Origin of the sequence: Alkalihalophilus pseudofirmus (genome assembly GCF_029094545.1) — a bacterium.
Classification (GTDB): Bacteria; Bacillota; Bacilli; order Bacillales; family Bacillaceae_D; genus Alkalihalophilus; species Alkalihalophilus pseudofirmus.
This window is the reverse complement of the sequence record NZ_CP117835.1, coordinates 849,955-869,665: the sequence shown is the minus strand read 5'-3', so window position 1 is coordinate 869,665 and position 19,711 is coordinate 849,955. Positions and strand designations below refer to the sequence as shown.

The 19,711-nt window shown below is 40.2% G+C and carries 15 protein-coding genes; 3 read left to right on the top strand and 12 right to left on the bottom strand.

The genetic code is table 11. The features are described 5' to 3' along the window. Nucleotides 1-26 precede the first annotated feature (26 nt). Together PQ478_RS04420 and PQ478_RS04415 are read right to left on the bottom strand one after the other, a co-directional pair. Nucleotides 27-1,073 carry a DUF2332 domain-containing protein gene (locus PQ478_RS04420; RefSeq protein WP_289235942.1) on the bottom strand — a complete coding sequence of 349 codons (1,047 nt, stop codon included), beginning with the start codon at nucleotides 1,071-1,073 and terminating at the stop codon, nucleotides 27-29. A 126-nt stretch (nucleotides 1,074-1,199) separates the two neighbouring features. Continuing rightward, nucleotides 1,200-3,860 (bottom strand): NlpC/P60 family protein, encoded by a 2,661-nt coding sequence (locus PQ478_RS04415; RefSeq protein ID WP_289235941.1) that lies wholly within the window; start codon nucleotides 3,858-3,860, stop codon nucleotides 1,200-1,202. Nucleotides 3,861-4,169: 309 nt separating this feature from the next. Here PQ478_RS04415 and PQ478_RS04410 point away from each other — a divergent pair, with 309 nt between their 5' ends. After that, the gene (locus tag PQ478_RS04410; RefSeq protein WP_289235940.1) at nucleotides 4,170-6,347 is read left to right on the top strand and encodes an ATP-dependent Clp protease ATP-binding subunit; all 2,178 of its coding nucleotides are present in this window, start codon (nucleotides 4,170-4,172) and stop codon (nucleotides 6,345-6,347) included. A gap of 277 nt (nucleotides 6,348-6,624) precedes the next feature. Here PQ478_RS04410 and PQ478_RS04405 read toward each other — a convergent pair whose 3' ends face one another. The 3 genes from PQ478_RS04405 to PQ478_RS04395 form a co-directional block, all read right to left on the bottom strand. Further along, nucleotides 6,625-6,936, bottom strand: coding sequence for a transposase (locus PQ478_RS04405; protein WP_289235939.1), 312 nt, complete (start codon nucleotides 6,934-6,936; stop codon nucleotides 6,625-6,627). Nucleotides 6,937-7,000: 64 nt separating this feature from the next. Next, entirely contained in the window at nucleotides 7,001-8,185 is a 1,185-nt protein-coding gene (locus tag PQ478_RS04400; protein WP_289235938.1) for an MFS transporter, read from the bottom strand. Between the two features lie 110 nt (nucleotides 8,186-8,295). Next, entirely contained in the window at nucleotides 8,296-8,811 is a 516-nt protein-coding gene (locus tag PQ478_RS04395) for a DUF2628 domain-containing protein (RefSeq protein ID WP_041822237.1), read from the bottom strand. A gap of 269 nt (nucleotides 8,812-9,080) precedes the next feature. Here PQ478_RS04395 and PQ478_RS04390 point away from each other — a divergent pair, with 269 nt between their 5' ends. Further along, complete coding sequence (locus PQ478_RS04390; RefSeq protein WP_289235937.1) at nucleotides 9,081-9,857, top strand: putative hydro-lyase; 777 nt, start codon at nucleotides 9,081-9,083, stop codon at nucleotides 9,855-9,857. Between the two features lie 159 nt (nucleotides 9,858-10,016). Here PQ478_RS04390 and PQ478_RS04385 read toward each other — a convergent pair whose 3' ends face one another. Next, entirely contained in the window at nucleotides 10,017-10,625 is a 609-nt protein-coding gene (locus tag PQ478_RS04385) for an adenine nucleotide alpha hydrolase family protein (RefSeq protein WP_289235936.1), read from the bottom strand. Nucleotides 10,626-10,767: 142 nt separating this feature from the next. After that, a complete protein-coding gene (locus tag PQ478_RS04380; RefSeq protein WP_289235935.1) occupies nucleotides 10,768-13,962 on the bottom strand; it encodes a DEAD/DEAH box helicase in 3,195 nt (1,064 codons plus the stop codon). Between the two features lie 162 nt (nucleotides 13,963-14,124). Here PQ478_RS04380 and PQ478_RS04375 point away from each other — a divergent pair, with 162 nt between their 5' ends. Beyond that, a complete protein-coding gene (locus tag PQ478_RS04375; protein WP_289235934.1) occupies nucleotides 14,125-15,129 on the top strand; it encodes a hypothetical protein in 1,005 nt (334 codons plus the stop codon). A gap of 169 nt (nucleotides 15,130-15,298) precedes the next feature. On the opposite strand, the gene PQ478_RS04370 is transcribed toward PQ478_RS04375, so the two are convergent. The 5 genes from PQ478_RS04370 to PQ478_RS04350 form a co-directional block, all read right to left on the bottom strand. Next, entirely contained in the window at nucleotides 15,299-16,147 is an 849-nt protein-coding gene (locus tag PQ478_RS04370) for a polysaccharide deacetylase family protein (protein WP_289235933.1), read from the bottom strand. Between the two features lie 103 nt (nucleotides 16,148-16,250). Further along, the gene (locus PQ478_RS04365; RefSeq protein WP_075683080.1) at nucleotides 16,251-16,868 is read right to left on the bottom strand and encodes a malonate decarboxylase holo-ACP synthase; all 618 of its coding nucleotides are present in this window, start codon (nucleotides 16,866-16,868) and stop codon (nucleotides 16,251-16,253) included. Continuing rightward, on the bottom strand, nucleotides 16,862-18,520 hold the full coding sequence (gene mdcD / locus PQ478_RS04360; RefSeq protein WP_289235932.1) for a biotin-independent malonate decarboxylase subunit beta: 1,659 nt from the start codon (nucleotides 18,518-18,520) through the stop codon (nucleotides 16,862-16,864). Before mdcD ends, PQ478_RS04365 begins: the two co-directional genes overlap by 7 nt. Next, nucleotides 18,501-18,812 carry a malonate decarboxylase subunit delta gene (locus PQ478_RS04355; protein ID WP_289235931.1) on the bottom strand — a complete coding sequence of 104 codons (312 nt, stop codon included), beginning with the start codon at nucleotides 18,810-18,812 and terminating at the stop codon, nucleotides 18,501-18,503. Before PQ478_RS04355 ends, mdcD begins: the two co-directional genes overlap by 20 nt. Before the next feature lie 20 nt (nucleotides 18,813-18,832). Beyond that, nucleotides 18,833-19,711, bottom strand: a complete 879-nt coding sequence (locus PQ478_RS04350; protein WP_289235930.1) for a triphosphoribosyl-dephospho-CoA synthase — start codon at nucleotides 19,709-19,711, stop codon at nucleotides 18,833-18,835.

Here is a 19,711-nt window from a genome sequence, read left to right as displayed (position 1 = left end):
GAACATTTTCCTATCAGCAATGTATATCAAACATGTGTTGTTTCTTGAACATTCCAACTAAACCACTCGCCGTGTCCAGCAGTTTCTGCTAGAGTTTCTTCTGTTTTCCTTCCATCAATATAAGAATCTAAATGTAAGAATCGATCTGAAATATTATTATACAAATGAAAGATATTTCGGTCTCTTCCTAGCTCATCTATTGTTTGAAGCAGCTGCTTTTTTGTCTCCAACGGCATTTGATTGGCAACATGCGTATGAAACACGCAAACGGTTACATTTTGAGGCAGCCCTTCTACTATTTGAGGCAGTAATTCAATTCCGTCCCCTTCTACCAAATTCAACTCATCTACACTTTCTTTTAAGATAGAGGCTGCTGCTTCAAATTCATTTCTTCTCTCCATATGTTCTGGCCAAATCAATGCCTTAAGCCAGCATATGTCTTCTTGGTCTCTTAAATCATTAATATGCAAATCAATCCCGCAGCGAGAATGCACAGGATAAGCTTCCTTTTTAAACGATGGAACATTCTCTCCTATTATTTCAGAGCTTAGAGATAAAGGTGAGTTAAGGTTCCCATATCGATGTAACCCATCATATGAATACTGATATTGATCACATAGCAATTGCAGACCGGCACTCGTACCGATCTCAATTAAAGCCAAAGGTTTGTTTGTTTTCTCATATATACAAGAAAAACTCGGATATAGATATGCACAGCGCCGCACTTCATTCGTTTGTACGAGTTTCGTTTGTAAAAGGTGAATAATCTCTTCTTTATACTCCTCGCAGAATGACTTAAAGTGAACAAATGCATGGGTAGATTTTTTCGGTTCTTCAACTAAACTAAGATAATAATCCGAAAGCTCATGCCTTACTCCTTTTAATAGAAGATAGTGAACCGCCCCAAAAAATAAATTAGGGATGGGCTGACCCTCTTTCGCATGCGAACAAATGATGAGAAGCTCTTCGTCTTTCGCTGTTTCTTTGGATAATGTCTCATATAACTTGCTAGAGTCTGCACACTCATCATTGGCAAAAAGAATAAAGCGTTTTGAAAGCTGATTAATGTCCATGTTGTCCTCCTAGAATGTATGTCTAAGGAAGATATCCTCCCTCAATATACAAAATTCGATTCCAAAGAGGGAATTTCCTTGTTCAAAAAGAAAAATAGGAAGCTGACAGCTTCCTATTCTTAAGGATTAATATCTCCTTGCTTCCAATAATCGATTAATCCAGTAAATATCATCATTCATCTCATACTTTTCTACCACTTGATCTCTTAACGTTGCAAAAAAACCATCCCCTAAATAAATGCCAATAAAACTTGGGGTATTACTTTCGGTTTCTTCACTGAAGAACATCACATCGCCTCGCTCTAATTCTTCAATATGAATGGAGTCCCCGCCTGAACGAAGCGTATGAATATTTCCTGATAACTGTTTATTGGCAGCTTCTAGGTACATGTTTTGTACAAATTCAACAGAAGAGCCATGAAACACTTCTCCCACATAATTCTCTGTTAGGACAGCAACGGCTTCAAGAGTAACATCTTCTATTTCATACGTTCTGGCTCCATAAAGTCGTGGCGGCCAATAGGAGCTTACAGTGAGGTCAACAATCATCACCCCGTTTGCTTGAGTAGCCACAACCATTTGGTTATTCCCTAAATAAATTGCAGGAATCAATGTCGTCCCTTCAAAGAATAACAAATCTCCAGGTTCAGCATTATCAGGATGTATCTCCATTCCAACTTGCCATTGCTGGCTGCCGTAGCGTGGAAGATCATATTGATATGCCTGCTTGTAAATATATTGTGTAAGCCCTCCTGTATCAAATCCCTGCTCAGGATCAGCTCCACCTAATTGATAAGGGCTTCCTAGTACTTGATAAGCCTCGTAAACCGCTGGATGATCTAGTTGGACTGAAAGATCATCAAAGCGTTTAACCCCTGTGAAATGTTCACGCCAATATGAATTCATATAAGAGATTGTTGTCATTCCTTCTTCACCAGTTGCATGAATCATATAGTTATCTCCTAAATAAATGGCGACATGTGAAATACCTTCTTGCCATGTGCCTGAAAAATAAAGAGCATCCCCAGGTTTGATATGATCATCAAGTGTGATCTCTTCTATATTGGTGCCTTCCGGCAGAATGGTTTCTCCTACTTCCCATTGTCTATAACTAATTCTTGGAAGGTATATCCCTTTTCCTTCTCTAAAGGACGTTTGAATCAAGAAAGAACAATCAAAGGCTTCGAGTGTACTTCCAGTCATAAGATAAGGTGTTCCCATATATTTCATTGTCTCTTGGATGACTGGATTTTTATGATTTAGATACGTATTTGGGTTAGATTTATTGAGAATCGCGTCTGTATATCTTACTGCTCCAACATATCGATCTGAATAATAGGTATGGAAGTCTAAATGACGTTCCTGCACTCCTTCTGATGCAGCTATGATAAACCGGTCATCTCCTGAATAAATTCCGGTCAGCCACTCGTCATTATTCTGAAAGAACACAAGATCCCCTTCTTGAAGCTCATCGCGTTCAACTTCAAGACCAGCTTCAAATTGCGCGTAAGATAGTTTTGAGAGCCAGCTTCCGGTTACTTCCCGGTACACATAATAAGCAAAAGAACCTGTATTAAAACCATCTACAGGATTATCCCCTCTTCTGTTATAAGGAGCCCCGATTAATGAACGGGCTTTTTCGACAATTTCATTTGACGTAGGAGGCGGAGTAAGATTTTCATCCGTATAGTGCTTAGCTCCAACGAACGCATTGGACCAGTACTCGCTCGTGTTCATATTCCGTTCTGTTATTCCCTCACTAGTTATAATGACAAAACGACCATTATCTATATAGATTCCTGACATTAAAAATGCACCTTGGAAAAAGACAACATCCCCCGGCAGCAAGTCTTCTAAAGCTACTTCCTCTCCTAGCAGCCACTGATCACTAGCTGCCCGAGGAAGTTCTAACCCTTTAGTTTCTTTATAGATGTATTGAACGAATTCGGAGGTAATGAAACCTTGATGGTTTTCACCCACCATTTCTAGTGCTAAGTTTGCTGAAAAATCTTCGATACTGCTTCCCTCGGTATAGCGATTGGCTCCAACATAAATTCCTGACCAATAACTACTAGAATATAAATTAGCCTGCGTAATTCCAGAACTAGTAACAATAACAAATTGACCATTTTGGATATAGATCCCTGACATTAATGAACTTCCTTGAAAAAAGACAACATCACCTGCTTCTAGTTTATCTTTTTCCACTTCAGCCCCTATTAAGAGTTGGTCTCTTGCAAGACGTGGCAAATCTATGCCTTTACTCTGTGCATATACATGTTGAACAAATTCGGAAGTTAAAAACCCTTGTTCATTTGGTCCAATCATTTCTAAGGCAAGACTAGCTGCAGGGTCCTCCACGGGAACAGCACCCTCTAAATAGCGGTTAGCTCCGACATAAATTCCTGACCAATAAGTACTGGCATCAAGATTTATCTCTGTGATTCCTCCACTTGTTACCACTACAAAGCGGCCGTCCCCTACATAAATTCCTGACATTAATGAGCTTCCTTGAAAGAAAAGAATGTCTCCTGCTTGCAGGCTTTCACGGGCAACTTCCTCTCCTACTTGGCGCTGCTCCCTTGCTAACCGAGGTAAATCTATTCCTCTTGCCTCTGCATATATGTATTGAACAAATTCAGAGGTAATAAATCCTTGATTATTCGGACCAACCATTTCTAAGGCAAGATCAGCTGCAGGCTCTCCAGTTGTTTGTGCTAGAGTGCTGGATGAAAAAAAGACCACTAACATTAAAAAGATAGTGATATAAATACATTTTTCTTTCAAAAGAATCCCTCCTTTTACTAAGTCTACTAAATGGTTTTTCTTATTGTCTTTAGTCCTTTCTGATTCATTTCAAACATTAATCTACTAATAAAGGAAAGCGAAGTGAAGCTTACTTATATAGGCAAGGTAATAATTTAAAAAAATTAGGCAAAACACTTGAAAGTCAAAAAAGGTCAAAGTATAATAAAGTCAACTAAGGTCAAAGAAAGTCAAAGTCGAACTTTGATCTTTAAAATCAAGATGAACCTTTCAACAAGATAAACAGCCGATGGAATAAAAAAATGAATGATAATCGAGGAGGTTATGTTAATGAAATGTCAAAACTGCGAACAACGACAAGCAACAGTGAATGTTAGTATGCAATTCAATCAGGAGAAAAAACAATTTAAGTTATGCCAGACATGCTATCAAGAAATGCGTGCTGCAAATGGAATTCCATCAGGTTTTGGGCATGGATTTTCTCATATGCCGTTCGATGACCTATTTAAGCAATTAACAAACAACCATATGAATGCAGCCGCTCATGATCCGAAACCATATCCATCTCATGCCGAATCTATGAATGGTGGGCACAAAGGAGGAGGCGGTTTCCTCGATCAATATGGGAAAAACGTGACGCAGGCTGCCAAGGCTGGATTAATTGATCCCGTGATTGGGCGTGATACAGAGATCGAGCGTGTGATTGAGATTTTAAACCGACGCAATAAAAACAACCCCGTGCTTATTGGGGAGCCTGGCGTTGGTAAAACAGCTATTGTAGAAGGTTTAGCATTAAAAATTGTTGAAGGTAATGTTCCTTCAAAACTTTTAAATAAGGAAGTCATCCTATTAGATGTAGCATCACTTGTTGCCAATACAGGAATCCGCGGCCAATTTGAAGAGCGGATGAATCAGCTTATCGCTGAGCTTAAAGAACGTAAAAATGTGATGCTGTTTATCGATGAAATTCATTTATTAGTAGGTGCTGGTTCTGCAGAGGGTTCTATGGATGCAGGCAATATTTTAAAGCCAGCCCTAGCGCGTGGCGAGCTCCAAGTTGTTGGTGCAACAACGCTAAAAGAATACCGTGAAATCGAAAAAGATGCGGCCCTTGAACGTCGATTCCAGCCTGTGATGGTCAATGAGCCGTCCATAGAAGATGCCATCAACATTTTAAAAGGTATTCAAAGTAAGTATGAAGATTACCATCAAGTAAGCTACACAGAAGATGCGATCAAAGCTTGTGTGAACTTATCACACCGCTATATTCAAGACCGCTTTTTACCTGACAAAGCGATTGACTTATTAGATGAAGCTGGCTCGAAGTTAAACTTGCAAGCAGGTGCAGCAAGCCACGACGAGATTGAATCACGCCTTGCAGAAATTCATAAGGAAAAAGACAAGGCATTAAAAGAAGAAAACTATGAAGCAGCTGCAAAATTACGTGATGAAGAAGCAAAACTAGAAGATAAACTAAATAAATTAGAAGCTAAACTAAATAAATCAGAAGATAAAAAAGCGAGTGTAGACACAGCTCAAATTGAAGCCATTATTGAGAAGAAAACAGGGATTCCAGTCGGTAAACTGCAAGCAAACGATCAAGAAAAAATGAAAAACCTAGCGGATCAACTTCGCGGCAAGGTCATTGGACAAGAAAAAGCGGTTGAAAAAGTAGCCAAAGCCGTTCGCCGTTCACGTGCCGGCCTAAAAGCAAAACACCGTCCGATCGGGTCCTTCTTATTTGTAGGACCAACTGGTGTGGGTAAAACAGAATTAACTAAGTCATTAGCAGAACAATTATTTGGTACAAAAGAGGCAATGGTTCGTCTTGATATGAGTGAGTATATGGAAAAACACTCTGTCTCTAAATTAATTGGATCGCCGCCTGGATATGTAGGCCATGATGAGGCGGGTCAGTTAACAGAGAAAGTGCGCCGCAATCCGTACTCTATTATTCTGCTTGATGAAATTGAGAAAGCTCACCCTGATGTTCAGCATATGTTCCTGCAAATTTTAGAGGACGGGCGCTTAACTGACAGCCAAGGAAGAACAGTGAGCTTTAAGGATACAGTCATCATTATGACAAGCAACGCTGGTGTCGGAGTGAAAAAGAAGGCAGTTGGATTTGGCGCAAGCGAGGCTGTTGCCGAGACTTCCGTGCTTGATGCTTTATCAGCTTACTTCAAGCCAGAATTCTTGAACCGCTTTGATGCGATCATCGAATTTAACCAACTAAGCAAAGCAAATCTTGTACAAATTGTTGACCTATTGCTCCTTGACCTTGAACACACATTATCTGAGCAAAACATTACAATGTCAGTGACTGCACCTGCTAAAGAAAAAATAGCAGAACTTGGCTACCATCCAGCATTTGGTGCACGTCCGCTTCGCCGTGTGATTCAAGAGCAATTAGAAGATCAAATCACGGATCTATTATTAGATGAAGAGGAAGTTAAAGCAATAGCTGTAGATGTGTGGGAAGATAAGATTGTCGTAGCAAAGGCTTAAGTTGCGATAGATTAGGATAAACAGATATAGTTGACGAGATTTTGGTGTTAAATTAGTGTATTCTTCTCTACATTCAAATAAGTATGGTCCTTATCGCGTACACTTCAATTAGAAGAGTACCTGATAAGGACCTTTTAGTGTAGAGGCACGTAAGAAAGAAAGCGTGTGCCTGCAGCGGGAATCAACAACCATATAAAGAGAGGCTTTTTACTAATGAAGTGCAAAACTCACCTACAAAGTTAATACACATTTATAAGTTTCACTGTTTAACCACTCTTTATGTCCTATCCTCTTTATTTTCAGGGTATTCAGCTAATGTAACGAGTAAAACTCTGTACAGCGTATACCAGCCGATATAGGCTCCGCTAATTAAAAACCACTTATTTAGGAAAATACCGTGAATACTAGTCATAAATACTTCTTGATCTCTTAAGATCGTATGAATCGCACTCGAAGCAATAAATCCAAAAATAACGAACGCCGCATAAGCGAGAGCATTAAAAAGAAATCTTCCTTTATACCAAAAGCGCTCAATGATTATCATGAAAAAAGGAACAACAACGATGCCTGCTGCTATCAAAACCTTCATCTATTCACCTACTCTAGAGCAATCAATTTTTCATAGTATAGGCACACTAAGGTGATAGTAAACCTTAAGTAACTTCATAACGTTTGAAGCGCATCATTGAAATAATTCCAAGAACCGGCCCAACTGCAAGTATCGAAAACACCCATTCCCAGCCTATTAAAGCCTCAGCGTACGGAATTAGGTTGATAGAAAAGATGGTAATAAGAAAGCCGACACACATTTGAAAGGTTAGTGCAGTTCCAATATATTCCACCTCTGCAAATTCTGAGACAGCTGCAGAAAATTGAGCTGAATCTGAAATCACTGACGCCCCCCATATCATCGCTAATGTAAGAGTCAGCCAAATAGACTGCCCGAATGTAAACCCTACTGTCAAACAGCAAAGGGAACTAATGACCATTGAGTAAATCGTTAAGCGTGCCCTGCCTACTTTGTCAGCTACAAGACCGCCTATTATACTCCCTGCACCTCCCGCAACTCCAATACATAGAAACGAAGCAAAGGCAATAAAAGCTAATGATGTAGAAGCATCATACGTTAAAAAGCTTGCTGAGAAAAATAACGGCAGCCAAGTCCACATCGCATACAGCTCCCACATATGGCCGAAGTAGCCGTAATTCGCTAACATCACGGGCTTGTTTCTGATAACCCTTTTTAAGAGGTTAAATGAGAAATAGGTTTTCTTTTGAGTAACTGGGGCATCATCAAGTATGAAATAGATGATTGCTGCTGCAATGACTGCCAGAGTTGAACAGGCTATGATCACATACTGCCAATGGAGGCCTCCAATGAACGTAATGAAAAATTGCGGCATTGCAGATCCCATTGTTAAGCCAGCAATAAGTACTCCTATAGCCAAGCCTCTTTTTGCAGGAAACCACTGCGATAACAGCTTAACCGCCGTAGGATAAACTCCAGCAAGCATGACGCCGGTTAACACCCTTAATAAGATTCCAATGATTGCTTGGTCTGTAAATAGAATTAACCCATTAAAAAGAGCACCGAATAACGCAGCAAGGGCAAACACATACCTCGTATTAAAGCGATCAGCCAACCCTATAGACGAACTGATCAGCGCTCCAATCACAAAACCTGCAGGTACAGCAGCAGATAACCAAGGTGACAAGCCCTCGTTCACTCCCCACACCTCGATTAAATCAAAAGCAACCACAGATCCGCTAAACCAAAGGCTAAGTGCAAACAGCTCAGCTGCTGCAATCCATCCTAACGCCTTCCATTTACTTGTCATTCCACCACTCCCTTCCATCCAATCTTTTACTTATAAGTGTACCTTATATAAAGTAAAAAGTGCTCCCTTTATAAAGAGAGCACTCTAAAAAAATCATTAGATAACGATGATTAACCGAATAAAACAGTCGTAATAATCAGGTAGCCTATAAAAATTAGAACCGTGTTTAATACTCCAAGCCAGCTTCTTCCGCCTTTTTTTCTGAGCATTGCTTCTTGCTTTTCTAGTTCTGTGGTACTCGCTGCGGTTAACTCAATCTGCTTATTCATATGGAGGCGATACATATAATTTCCAAATAATCCTGTAGCAACCGCTAACCCCATTCCGACTGAGTTATTTAATCGCATCACCATAGCCTCATCTCCTGAAGCTGCTAAGAAAATCAGCAGATCGACTGCAAGAAATAGTCCCATGATAATAAAAATGTAACGATACATTTTACGATAGCCTAACCAAAATAAACTTAAGAAAAAAGCAGCAAAATTCCACGATGTCTGTCTTTTCTTCTCGTCCATTTCATTCCATTTTTTCTTGTAATATGTAGTATAGTTTTTTCCAACAAAAGCCTCTTCAATGCTTGCATTATGGTTCTCTACTTCTAGCCGGACACTATTTTCACTCATCATTTTCTCTCCCCTCTTACTTCTCTATCCAATATTTTCATTTACAACATATTACAATATATAGTTGATTTATGTGTGTGTAAAGCAAATGTAAGAATAATAGGCTATAAGTCTTGAGATAAGCGCTAAAATTAAGAAAGGATAAATACCTATAATCTTACCAAACAAAAATGACAGAATTATTTGACTTATAGAGAATATTGCTTTATTTTGATAAAGAAAGCTTTTATGTAATACTGATATAAATATATGCAGACAAGGAGTTTTTCAACATGATCAGTCCCGTATCCTTTAGAGAAGAAATAAGAACAAATAAGTTTAATACAAGTACTGCCGGTTACTGCCAAGATTATGTACAAGCCAACTTAGTCATCGTACCTAAAGAATATGCATTTGATTTCTTTCTCTATACGTACCGTAATCAAAAGTCGTGTCCCGTTATTGATGTATTAGAACCAGGCCAAGTAAAGTCTGCCCTTGCAGAAGGCTCTGATATCCGCACAGATATCCCCAAATACCATGTCTATAAAGATGGGGTTTTCGAAACAGAAGTAACGTCGATTGAATCTTACTGGCAAAAAGATTTTGTTTCCTTTTTAATCGGATGCAGCTTTACGTTTGAAAGCGAAATGGTGAAATCAGATATTCCTCTAAAACATATTAACTTAAATAAAAATGTTGCGATGTACCGCACATCCATTCAAACAGAAGCGGCTGGTCCGTTCGCTGGCCCGCTCGTTGTTTCGATGCGCCCTATTAAGAAGGCTCTGGTTGACAAGGCTGTAGCCATCACTGAAAAATACCCGCAAATGCACGGCGGCCCTGTTCATATCGGCGATCCAGCTGAGATTGGCATTACGGCAATCGAGAAGCCGGATTACGGAGAATTTGTTGAGATCGCAGAAGATGAAGTTCCTGTTTTTTGGGCTTGCGGCGTGACACCTCAAGCAGCTGCAACTGAAGCTAAGCTTCCACTTATGATTACACACGCGCCAGGCCATATGTTTGTCACAGACTGGACGAATGATGAGTTATTGAATAGAAAGTAAAATGTTGGCACCGTAGAGGCAGAACACATCAGAGAGGGGTGGGCGCGGTTACTGATTGCGCCGGTTCCGATGACTATTGCGTCCATTCGTCCGAAGCAGCAACACGCTCTGCCCATTAAACTAAGAAACCAGGATCAGTCCTCATCTGATCCTGGTTTCTTAGTTTCCTTGCAAGTACTTATGAAGGGTTTGTTGTTTTGAGGATGTGCCGAAAGCATGAGTTACTTCCCAGACCTTCTCCACCTCTGCGCCGTTTAACGTGGCGTCCAGATCGTGAAAAATTCGATGTAAATAACGCAGCGACATAGAGTCACCCGTTTCGGCTACATACATAAAGGCTCGAGCATTTTTCATATCATTTTTAATGCGCGAATCAGCAAGCCCTTCGTCATGAAGCCATTTTATATCAACTCGTAATTTTTTCCATTCCTTTGTATACATTGTCGCTGCTACATTTAAGTCTTCTGCTCTTCCCCATCCAGCTAGAGTATTTAAATAGCTGTGCTGTGCGGAGATGATTGCTTTGACCTTTTTTTCCTGACCGTCTTGATAGGCAATCTCTTCTTCATATTCACCATATTGTAACGTGACTAGAAAATCAGCTTCTTCTTGCATCATCTCAGGGTCCGGATGATCCGATGGTATCATTCGTGCTTCTGCATGTGCAGTTGTTTCGATGTTTGGTTGATGAAACATATAAAAATAGCTGACACCGCAACTTGCTATTACAGCTGTCATGATCGATAAAACAAGCCACTTTCTTGACACCTAATCCCCTCCCTGTGCAGTAATGGTATTTGGTACATTCTACAAATCATGCCGAAATTCCTCTATCTATTTACCTGGTCAATCCTTTTCCTATTTCACCCAACGTGAAAACCCCCTTGCCAGTAGTGCAAGGAGGCTTTCGTTAAAAGGTAAGAAGTTCTTTGATCTCTTCTGCAGATAAAGAGGACATTTGTGCTTCTCCTGGTTGAATGACTGCATCCACCAGCGCTTTCTTCTTTTCATGCAGGGCAAGGATTTTTTCTTCAATCGTTCCGTTTGCAATCAGCTTGATTACCTGAACATTTTTGGTCTGTCCAAATCGGTACACTCGATCAGCAGCCTGCTCTTCAATTGCCGGGTTCCACCACGTATCATAGAGGATCACGGTGTCGCCTCCTGTAAGATTAAGCCCCGTTCCTCCTGCTTTTAATGAGACGAGAAACAGACTTTTTTCTCCTTGGTTAAACTGATCAGCAAGCCTCAAACGCTCCACTGCTGGCGTTTGTCCGTCTAAATAAAAGAACTCCCAGCCTCGCTCTTCAAATTCAGCTCTTATTATGGCTAACATGGACGTGAATTGAGAGAAAATAACCATCCGCTGGCCCGCTTCCATTCCCTCTTCCACATACTCCATCAGTCTCAATAACTTGCCTGACTCTACCTCGTCTTCTTCTGATACGAGTCTAGGGTGACAGCAAATTTGTCTGAGCTTTGTTAAGCCGGCTAAGATTTCTATCCGTTTCTTCTGGAATTGATCACTAGAGATTGCATCATCGACATCAGATCTAAGCTGCTTGACCTGGGCTAAATAATACTTTTTTTGTTCCGGTAAAAGATCAGTGTATTGAACAGACTCCATCTTCTCTGGAAGCTCTTTTAATACCTCGCGTTTGAGACGTCTTAAGATAAATGGACGTATTCGTTTAGCGATCTCTCCATGAGAACGTTCCCGAAACTGTTTCTTTGTCCCAAGCAAGCCTGGCAAGATTGTCTGCATCAACGTATACAATTCATCTATACGGTTCTCAATTGGTGTGCCGCTTAAAGCAAATCGACTTGAGGCTTTAATGGCCCTTACCGCTTTTGTCGTTTTCGCTTGTTCATTTTTTATGGCCTGCGCTTCATCTAACACCATTGTGTCAAAAGTGATCCCTTCATACTTTTCATAATCTCGTTGAATCAGCGGATATGAAGTAATCCATACATCAGCTTCTTTTATCGTGCGGGCATGTTCTCTTTCTGCTTTGGCACCAGCTATAACGACAACATGGAGTTCTGGAGCAAATCGCTTAATCTCTTTTTCCCAATTATAAATGACAGAAGCGGGTGCAATAATCAGAGATTTTGCTTGTGATGCAGCTTCTTTGTCAGCTTGCAAATGTGTAATGGTTTGGAGCGTTTTACCAAGTCCCATGTCATCAGCTAATATGCCGCCAAGTCCAGATTTGGCAAGCGTTCGGATCCACCTGTAACCAGTTTCCTGATAACTTCTAAGATCGGCATCAAGTCTCTCAGGTGTCATCCATTCACTGAACTCAGGTGACTGAACATCTTGAATAAGCCGGTGCAGCTTTTTTGATAACTTCAAACCTGCTTGACTCTCATCTAATGAGAAAGCTTTATGCAGAGGCACATTCATGCTTTTATTTAATTCTTTAGCAGAGGCGCCTAATGAATCCACTGCCTTCTGAAGAGAACCATACTGCTCTTCTTCTAAATGTATGAATGAGCCGTTTGAGAGTCGATGATATTTCTTTTTGTTGTAAAGCGCACGAAGGACATCGACAATTTCTTCATCAGAAATTCCATCGATAGAGAAGCTTACATCAAGCCAATTGGATTCCCCCTCAACATCGATCGAAACAGACGGGGAAGAAGCCGGCTGAAATAAGAGCTTTTTTGCATCACTCGTTAAGAATATATCAGCATACGATTTCAGACTTGGCAAGTGTTCAAATAAAAACTCGATAATCGTCTGAATTCGATGGAGAACTAGCTTTTCCCCTTCTACTTCAAATGGATATTGCTCGAGGACCTGAAGGATCGTTTGCTCCTTTTCCACATCCCGCACCATAATTGTATTTGAATCAGCAACGTCTTTTTTAGCAAAAGGATTTCGCACTTCTTGTCCATATCTAAAAGAGACCTCAAGCACTAATTCATCATCTTCGTAATCAACTTTAATAGAGGCTTGAAGTGGTTTTTGATCAATTTTATCTTTTAGCGTGTCCTCCATTTGAACCGTACCGTACTGAGAAATAACCGGTAGTACTTCTGAGCAGAAGGACTCTAGCTGGTCATTAGGAATAACATCAATTGGTTCATCCTCTTCATATTCATTAGCCAGTATCTCGAGCGACTTAGCCTGCTCCTCCGTCAGCTTATAGAACGTGTCTTTTTTCAGAATGCTTTGGTATGGCTGATCGACAAATAAAACATCGGGGTGGAGATTTGCCTGAAGTTCCACCATGTCATCGGTTTCCTCGAGTAAAAACGTGAAAAAAGAATCCCCTTTTTCAAGCGTCTTCACCTGCAGACTCTCCTTGTATTCTTTTGTACTGTCAACATGTAAAGTAGTATAGCGACCGGCTAATAAATCCAAAAAGGAATGCATATACACAGCTGGCATTAACAAATGACGTTTTGTGGACTTATGGCCGTATGTATTTCTTGTGTGATGCTCTTCAACGGCAAGGAGCCTAAACAGAAGTTCAAATACAGCTTCGTCCTCCTCATCAAAAACATACTGATCAGGTTCATAATTGAATTTATTAGTGAATGCGTACGGTCGCTTTTCATTTACCGCTTTTAAAAAAGCATACAAGTCTTTTACAACATACAGTCTGTTTTCTCCTACTTTCATACCTAGCTGAATGTAGTTAACCATATGTTTAAAGTATCCACCAGCAGCCATTACTTTCAGTTCAAACTCGACTTGAAGCTTTTGTTTTTTCTTAAGAGAAGGCTGTTTCCACTTTTGAACGGACTTAAATTCTGTTAACAGCGAACTCTTCTTTGAAAGGATTTGCCGCTTCCGCTCAAAAACAGTACCTCTCTCCTGAAGTTCAAGCAAGGTTGCCACAACATGTTTACAGGCGCCCGGATATGTATAGGACGCTTCACAATCACAAGCAAAATCAAGGCTGCCATCATCTTCTATGTCAATTTCCACTTCATACATGTAGCTGCCTGAAACCTTCGCCTGATAGGAATTGTATAGTTCACTATAAGAGATATACTCTACTAGCCCAGCTCGGTAATATTCTAATCCACGTTTATAAACTGGCTGACTCGACGCTAATTGTCGAATGAGAAAATCACTAAGTACAGTGGTCAAAGCCGATCATCCTTTATACGAATTATTGTCATTCAATCATAGCATACCTTCCTAGCATACCTGTATCTCTTTGTGAGCTTAAAGCTGTGGTACAACGTTTAACCCTTGTGATTAAGGGAATAGTAAACTTGACTTAAGAACTTTCAGAAGCAGGTGGAACATTTGCCATATTTTAGAATTATCCTAACTGGAATAGCTAAACTATTAAGTAAAGTATTCAGCATGGCTACTCTCACCTTCTTTGGGCGCATTCCATCACAAGACGATTCAAAAGTTAGTTTCATGGGACTTTTATCTCTTTATTGGATTTATATTTTAGTGACAACTGTTTTCCCAGACTTAGCCGAAACATTTATCCCTTTTATGCCAGATGATGACACAATCGTACGAATTGCCTCCATTGTGCTTATCCTTCTTATCCCTTTAATAAATGGGTATATCTCTACTCAAATGAAAAATAGGGATCCAGATTGTTCAAAAATAAAGCAGACCTTCATGGGTTATCCATACACGCTCATTTTAGGTGTCATGTCGATGATCCTGCTTGTATTAATTCCACTTATAAAGCTGCCGAATATCCTTCAAATGCACTCGCAGCAGCAGTTTGCCATCATGATCCGAAAAGGGAAGTATGATGATGTACTAAAAGAAGTGGAAGAAACGTTAAAAACACATCAGATCAAAACCTATATACATGGCCCTAAAAAGCTGGTTTGGTTCAATTTCGTCATGCTATCCTATGTTCTCGAGCATATTTTCAACTTTAAAATCGCTAAAAAAATGAAATACATTACAGCTGAACTAGAGGATAATGAGGTTGAGATTACCGTGCATGCGACCGATATTTCTATTGTGGGACCAAGACAGGAAGTATGTGAAGTAAAGCATATTTTATCAGAGGAAATGAGGCCTGTTGACTTCTATTTCACATGGGATCACAGCTTGCAAAACCTTGAGGATCAAATACAAGAAATGAGACATGAACTTGAGGACGGATCCGACATAAGTATGGACAAGCTCGAGGAGATAACGGAAGAATTGCGTAAAGCCTCACTTGGGAATGAAGACTGGAATGCGATGAGAAGGCAGATTTATAAGCTAGAATGCGATTATTACAAATGGAAGTATGAAGAATGTAATGAAGGTGTGAAAAAAGAGAACGATTAAAGAAAAAGCTGCTTAACAGCAATATTAGTAAAAATTTCCATAAAACCTAATCAAAAAGACGACTTTCATTAATTAAATGAAATGTCGTCTTTTTGCGAGTGCTGCTCCTCCTCTTTTATACTTGTTTTATTTGCCGCAGACAATAACAACTAATAGAAGGATGGCATATTTATCTTTGATATGGAATGCCTGTTAATTCGGGTACAGTTACAAACTCAAATCCTTGCTCTTGGAGAATAGGGATAAGCTGGCGTACTGCCTCAATTGTATTCGTCCGATCACTATCATACTCGCCGCCGTCATGCATAAGAATGATTGCGCCTGGATTCACATTACTTATCACTGTATAAGCAATTTCTTCAGCCGGCATCTCACGCCAATCAAGTGTATCAAGTGACCAGCCTATCACGGAGTAATCCATTTCTGCTAATTTCTCAACGAGCTGATTATATAAGAATCCATACGGTGCACGGAATAAACGAGTACGGTATCCGACAATATCGTTAATCACTTCTTCGGTTTGATTGACTTCTCGCTCAAGAGTCGCGATATCTCCCTCTTCTACCAGATTGGGATGCCAGTAGGTGTGATTCCCTATAATATGACCTTCATTATTGATTCGCTCTAGAATTTCTGGATACCTTTCAGCTCTTGCTCCCATAACAAAAAACGTTGCCGGCACCCCGTACTCGCTTAATACATCAAGTAACTCTGGAGTGTACCTTGGATCAGGACCATCATCGAATGTTAATGCAATACGATTGGATGTATCAGGACCTCTTAAAATAACTGTATCTGGGTAGCGCTGTTGTAAAATGATATTTGAGACAGGCTGCCTTACGCGTTCTGTATATTCAGGACCACCTTGAGGCTCAGGAATCTCATCATCGACTTGCCTCTCGTCATCTTTCTTTCCCCACCATGTTTGATGAACCCCGTCTAGTTCGTTTGCACATACAACACCAGCATAGCTTCCTACCATCAAACTAATCATTAACACGATCATAATTCTCTTCATTTTTTCATCTCCTTTTTTTACAGGCTTCTTTAGTGTCCTAATAAAAAAAGAAGATTATTCATAATGAAAACGACCAATCATACGGATTGGCCGTTAGACTGTATTATGATTGAAGCTGAAAAGCAGGATGGTATACAAGCTTAGGTCCAACTGAACTTCTTAAGATAAGCTTCTCACAATTAGTGGCATATTCAGCTAATGCAAACGCCCCCTGGTTCGTTTCTAAAAGAGCATCCACATTTATGGAAAGTACGTTAAGGAGCTCTACTATTTTCTGCGCCACACTCTGCTCTAAAATCCTATTGGTCCTGATGACCATATCTATATCACTATTTTTATGGGTTGCAGGGTACGATGTTACTAATTCAAAACCTACACTCCCAGCAGGTCCCCAAGTTAGGTCAGGGAAATCATCCATGATATTTTGAATTTGGATCAATCCAATGTTAATTAAATCAATACTTGTTTTTACTTCCTTGACCTTAATTGATTCTGGAGAAAAACATTGTTTAATTTCGGTCACGTTTATAGCACTGGCACAGCGCTGGCTTCTATGATTCCCTCTGATGCCCACTGGAATGATGCCATCCATTTGTGGTGCTCTTCGCACAACGACAAAGGGAGCCTCTCTGAGAACTGAATAGACCCAGTCAGGGAACGTTTCTTTTGATAGAAAACCTTCCACGTCTTTAAGTTCAACGAGGTCATGAACTCTTACCATTGCTCTCTCAACAACTCTCTAACTTTGACTGAAAACGCTCGATTCTTTGTCCCAAAGTCTGATTTAAGTCGGTGGCTAAGATTAGGTGTACTATATCGCACTTCATTAATAGCATTTGAAATTTTAGAATGAATGAATTGTACATCCTCAAATGTCGGAGCTTCTCCGTTAACACCCTCAATTAAATCATCCAATGTTCCTAATGTTGAAAATGAACGTACGTCATATGCCATTGCAGGAACTTTGCCTGTTGCTTCTTCTAATTCTTGAATCGTTCTCCTTGTAATTTTGGCAGCAGATTGTTTGGACATAACATGAACATTTACAGCATCATCATCTAATGCTAAGATCCGGTTTGATTGGAGTCCATGAGCTAAGAAAGCACCAGAAATGGCTTTACCTACTACTAAGCTGATGACAGGATGCCCTGCCTGCCTTGCTGTAGCATAGGCATCTACACTCGCTGCCAAAGCTTGATGGATGCCAAAAAGCTCCTCATGATATCCATAAGCCTGACTCGGAACATCGACTATTGCTACAATCGGTCTTTTTTCTCGACCATTATCCGCTTCTATTACTTCGCGGATATACTTAGCTAGCTTCCATCCTTCCACAAGCCCGACTTCTCCATCTTTTGCTCTATAAAATGAGGCTTCTGGATTGGCTGTCACACATAAATAACGAATTCCACCTTTGTCAGCACAGAGTACCGAGGAAAGTTCATTTTTCTCCTCCGCTCCTTCTGTTAATTGTTTAAACCATCTTGCCCCTCTAGTCAGCAATTGATTTGAACCCACACTAGATTCTGAAAGGTCCTCTATATTAGAGGAGTTTTCCCATAACTTTTTTGCCTGTATGGGAGAAACTTTCTCCTCTACACTTACTGATTGTAGAAATGAAAGGTACCGTTCGACTTGAGTACTGCGTGGTTGACCCACTCCATTTTTATAGACACCATGTATACATTCCTTTATTTGATCCACATCATCATCGACTAAGTGATCGATTAACCCCATTGCTAAACGTTGCTCTCCACCAATCATACCCCAAATCCCTTGGCGGTCTTTTGAATCTACTTCTTCAATCCCTGCTTCAAGTTCAACCACTTCTGGTCCGTTTAAACCGATACGCCCTTCTTTGGTTGCAATAATAGAACTTAAAAGTCCTGAATTTATTGACATACCTCCGAATGACCCCACCTTACCTGGAACAACCCCTACTACAGGTACGTATTGCCTTAGCGCTACAATCGCGGAACCTATTTCAGAAATTGAAAGTAAGCCGTAATTGGCTTCTTGCAGCCTTACTCCACCAGTATCAAAAATTAAAGCCGCACGTGTCGTATGACCTTTTTTATTTTCTTCAAGAGCAAGTTCTAGGGCACCTGCTATCTTTGCACCAGAAACCTCACCGATTCCCCCTCCTTGAAAGTTCCCTTCAATGGCAATCATTACAGCTTGGACTCCGTCTATTTTTCCCTTTGCAACAACCACCCCATCGTCACTTTGGGGTACAATTCCTTGGTCACGTAAATGTGGAGATTCTACTCCATCAAATGGATTAATTAGTTCCTTAAAGGTACCTTCATCTAATAAAGCCCTCACTCGATCCCTTGCATACTTTTCTACTAGACTATCTTTGAGCATATTCATGAGTATTAGACACCTCCAATGCTTGTGCTAACCGCATCGTTACCATTCCCGGCGTTGCACCAAAATCATTAATCTTCACATTCATCGCATAATGATTTGCTTTAAAAAAGCGCTCCAGCACCACTTTCCATATATCTGCAAATCCATCAATGCTCGTGTTTACTTCCACATTAATCACTTTCTGATCATTAGGAACCATAATAATTTCTAAATCACCAGAACCTACAACTCCTACATGAGAGCACTCCGGTAAAGGGGTTTTCGCAGGATAATTAAATGTTAGACATTCCATCCAATCCACCTCCAGATAGTTTAAGAATTTACTACACCTTTTACTTCTTTCTTGAACAGTTTTGATTGAGTCGATATTGTATCTATAAACAGAGTAGCAGCTAATAGATCAGCACACCCACCAGGTGATGCATTGTAAGCATGCATCGTTTCATCAAGCTCACGTAAACGTTTAGAGCCTTCAGTTGTTGAGACTCCACCAGCATTAAGAACTTGATTGGCTATGTTTTTTGATTTATTTAAAGCTGTACTGCCTCCTCTGTGTAGAATACACGTATCATCTAAATGAGCAATTAACGATACTAATGCATTTAATCTTGCCTCTTCTTCTTTCATCCCACTTAAACGACTGCCTAATAAAGTAGGTAAACTAAAACATTTAATAGGAAGAAAGCCTGATTCAGCCACTTCTTTTGCACCATGGATATTATATTTCTTTTTAACAATTAAACCGTTTGTCAGGTTATTAGGTACATAACGATCTCGGTATCGAGCTATCTTACCAGCCGTTTCAAGAAATTCATCTGCTTCTCCAAGTCCTTTCTTTGAAGCAGCACTTGATACGAGCAGACCTAGTGACCAGATCGCTCCTTTATGCGAATTTGTTCCTCCTGTCGCTTGGTACATCGTTTTTTCACCATCTCTGCCAATTCGAGCAATCTCTTCTCTAAGCATTTGAGAAGGTTCCTCGTTATAGGATACAGCTGCAATTTCTTCAAATGTTTGCCGGAGGGATTCTGCGGACTTCAACATGATCGGCAGACTTAGATCGTTGTGAACCCCATTGTTATTCCTATCCACAAGTCCTGGCTTAGGGGTAAGATTTACCTCATCAATTAAAGCTTGGACGGCACAATCCGATAGAAAACGCTTACACTTTTCAAGGTCATTATTTCTCAT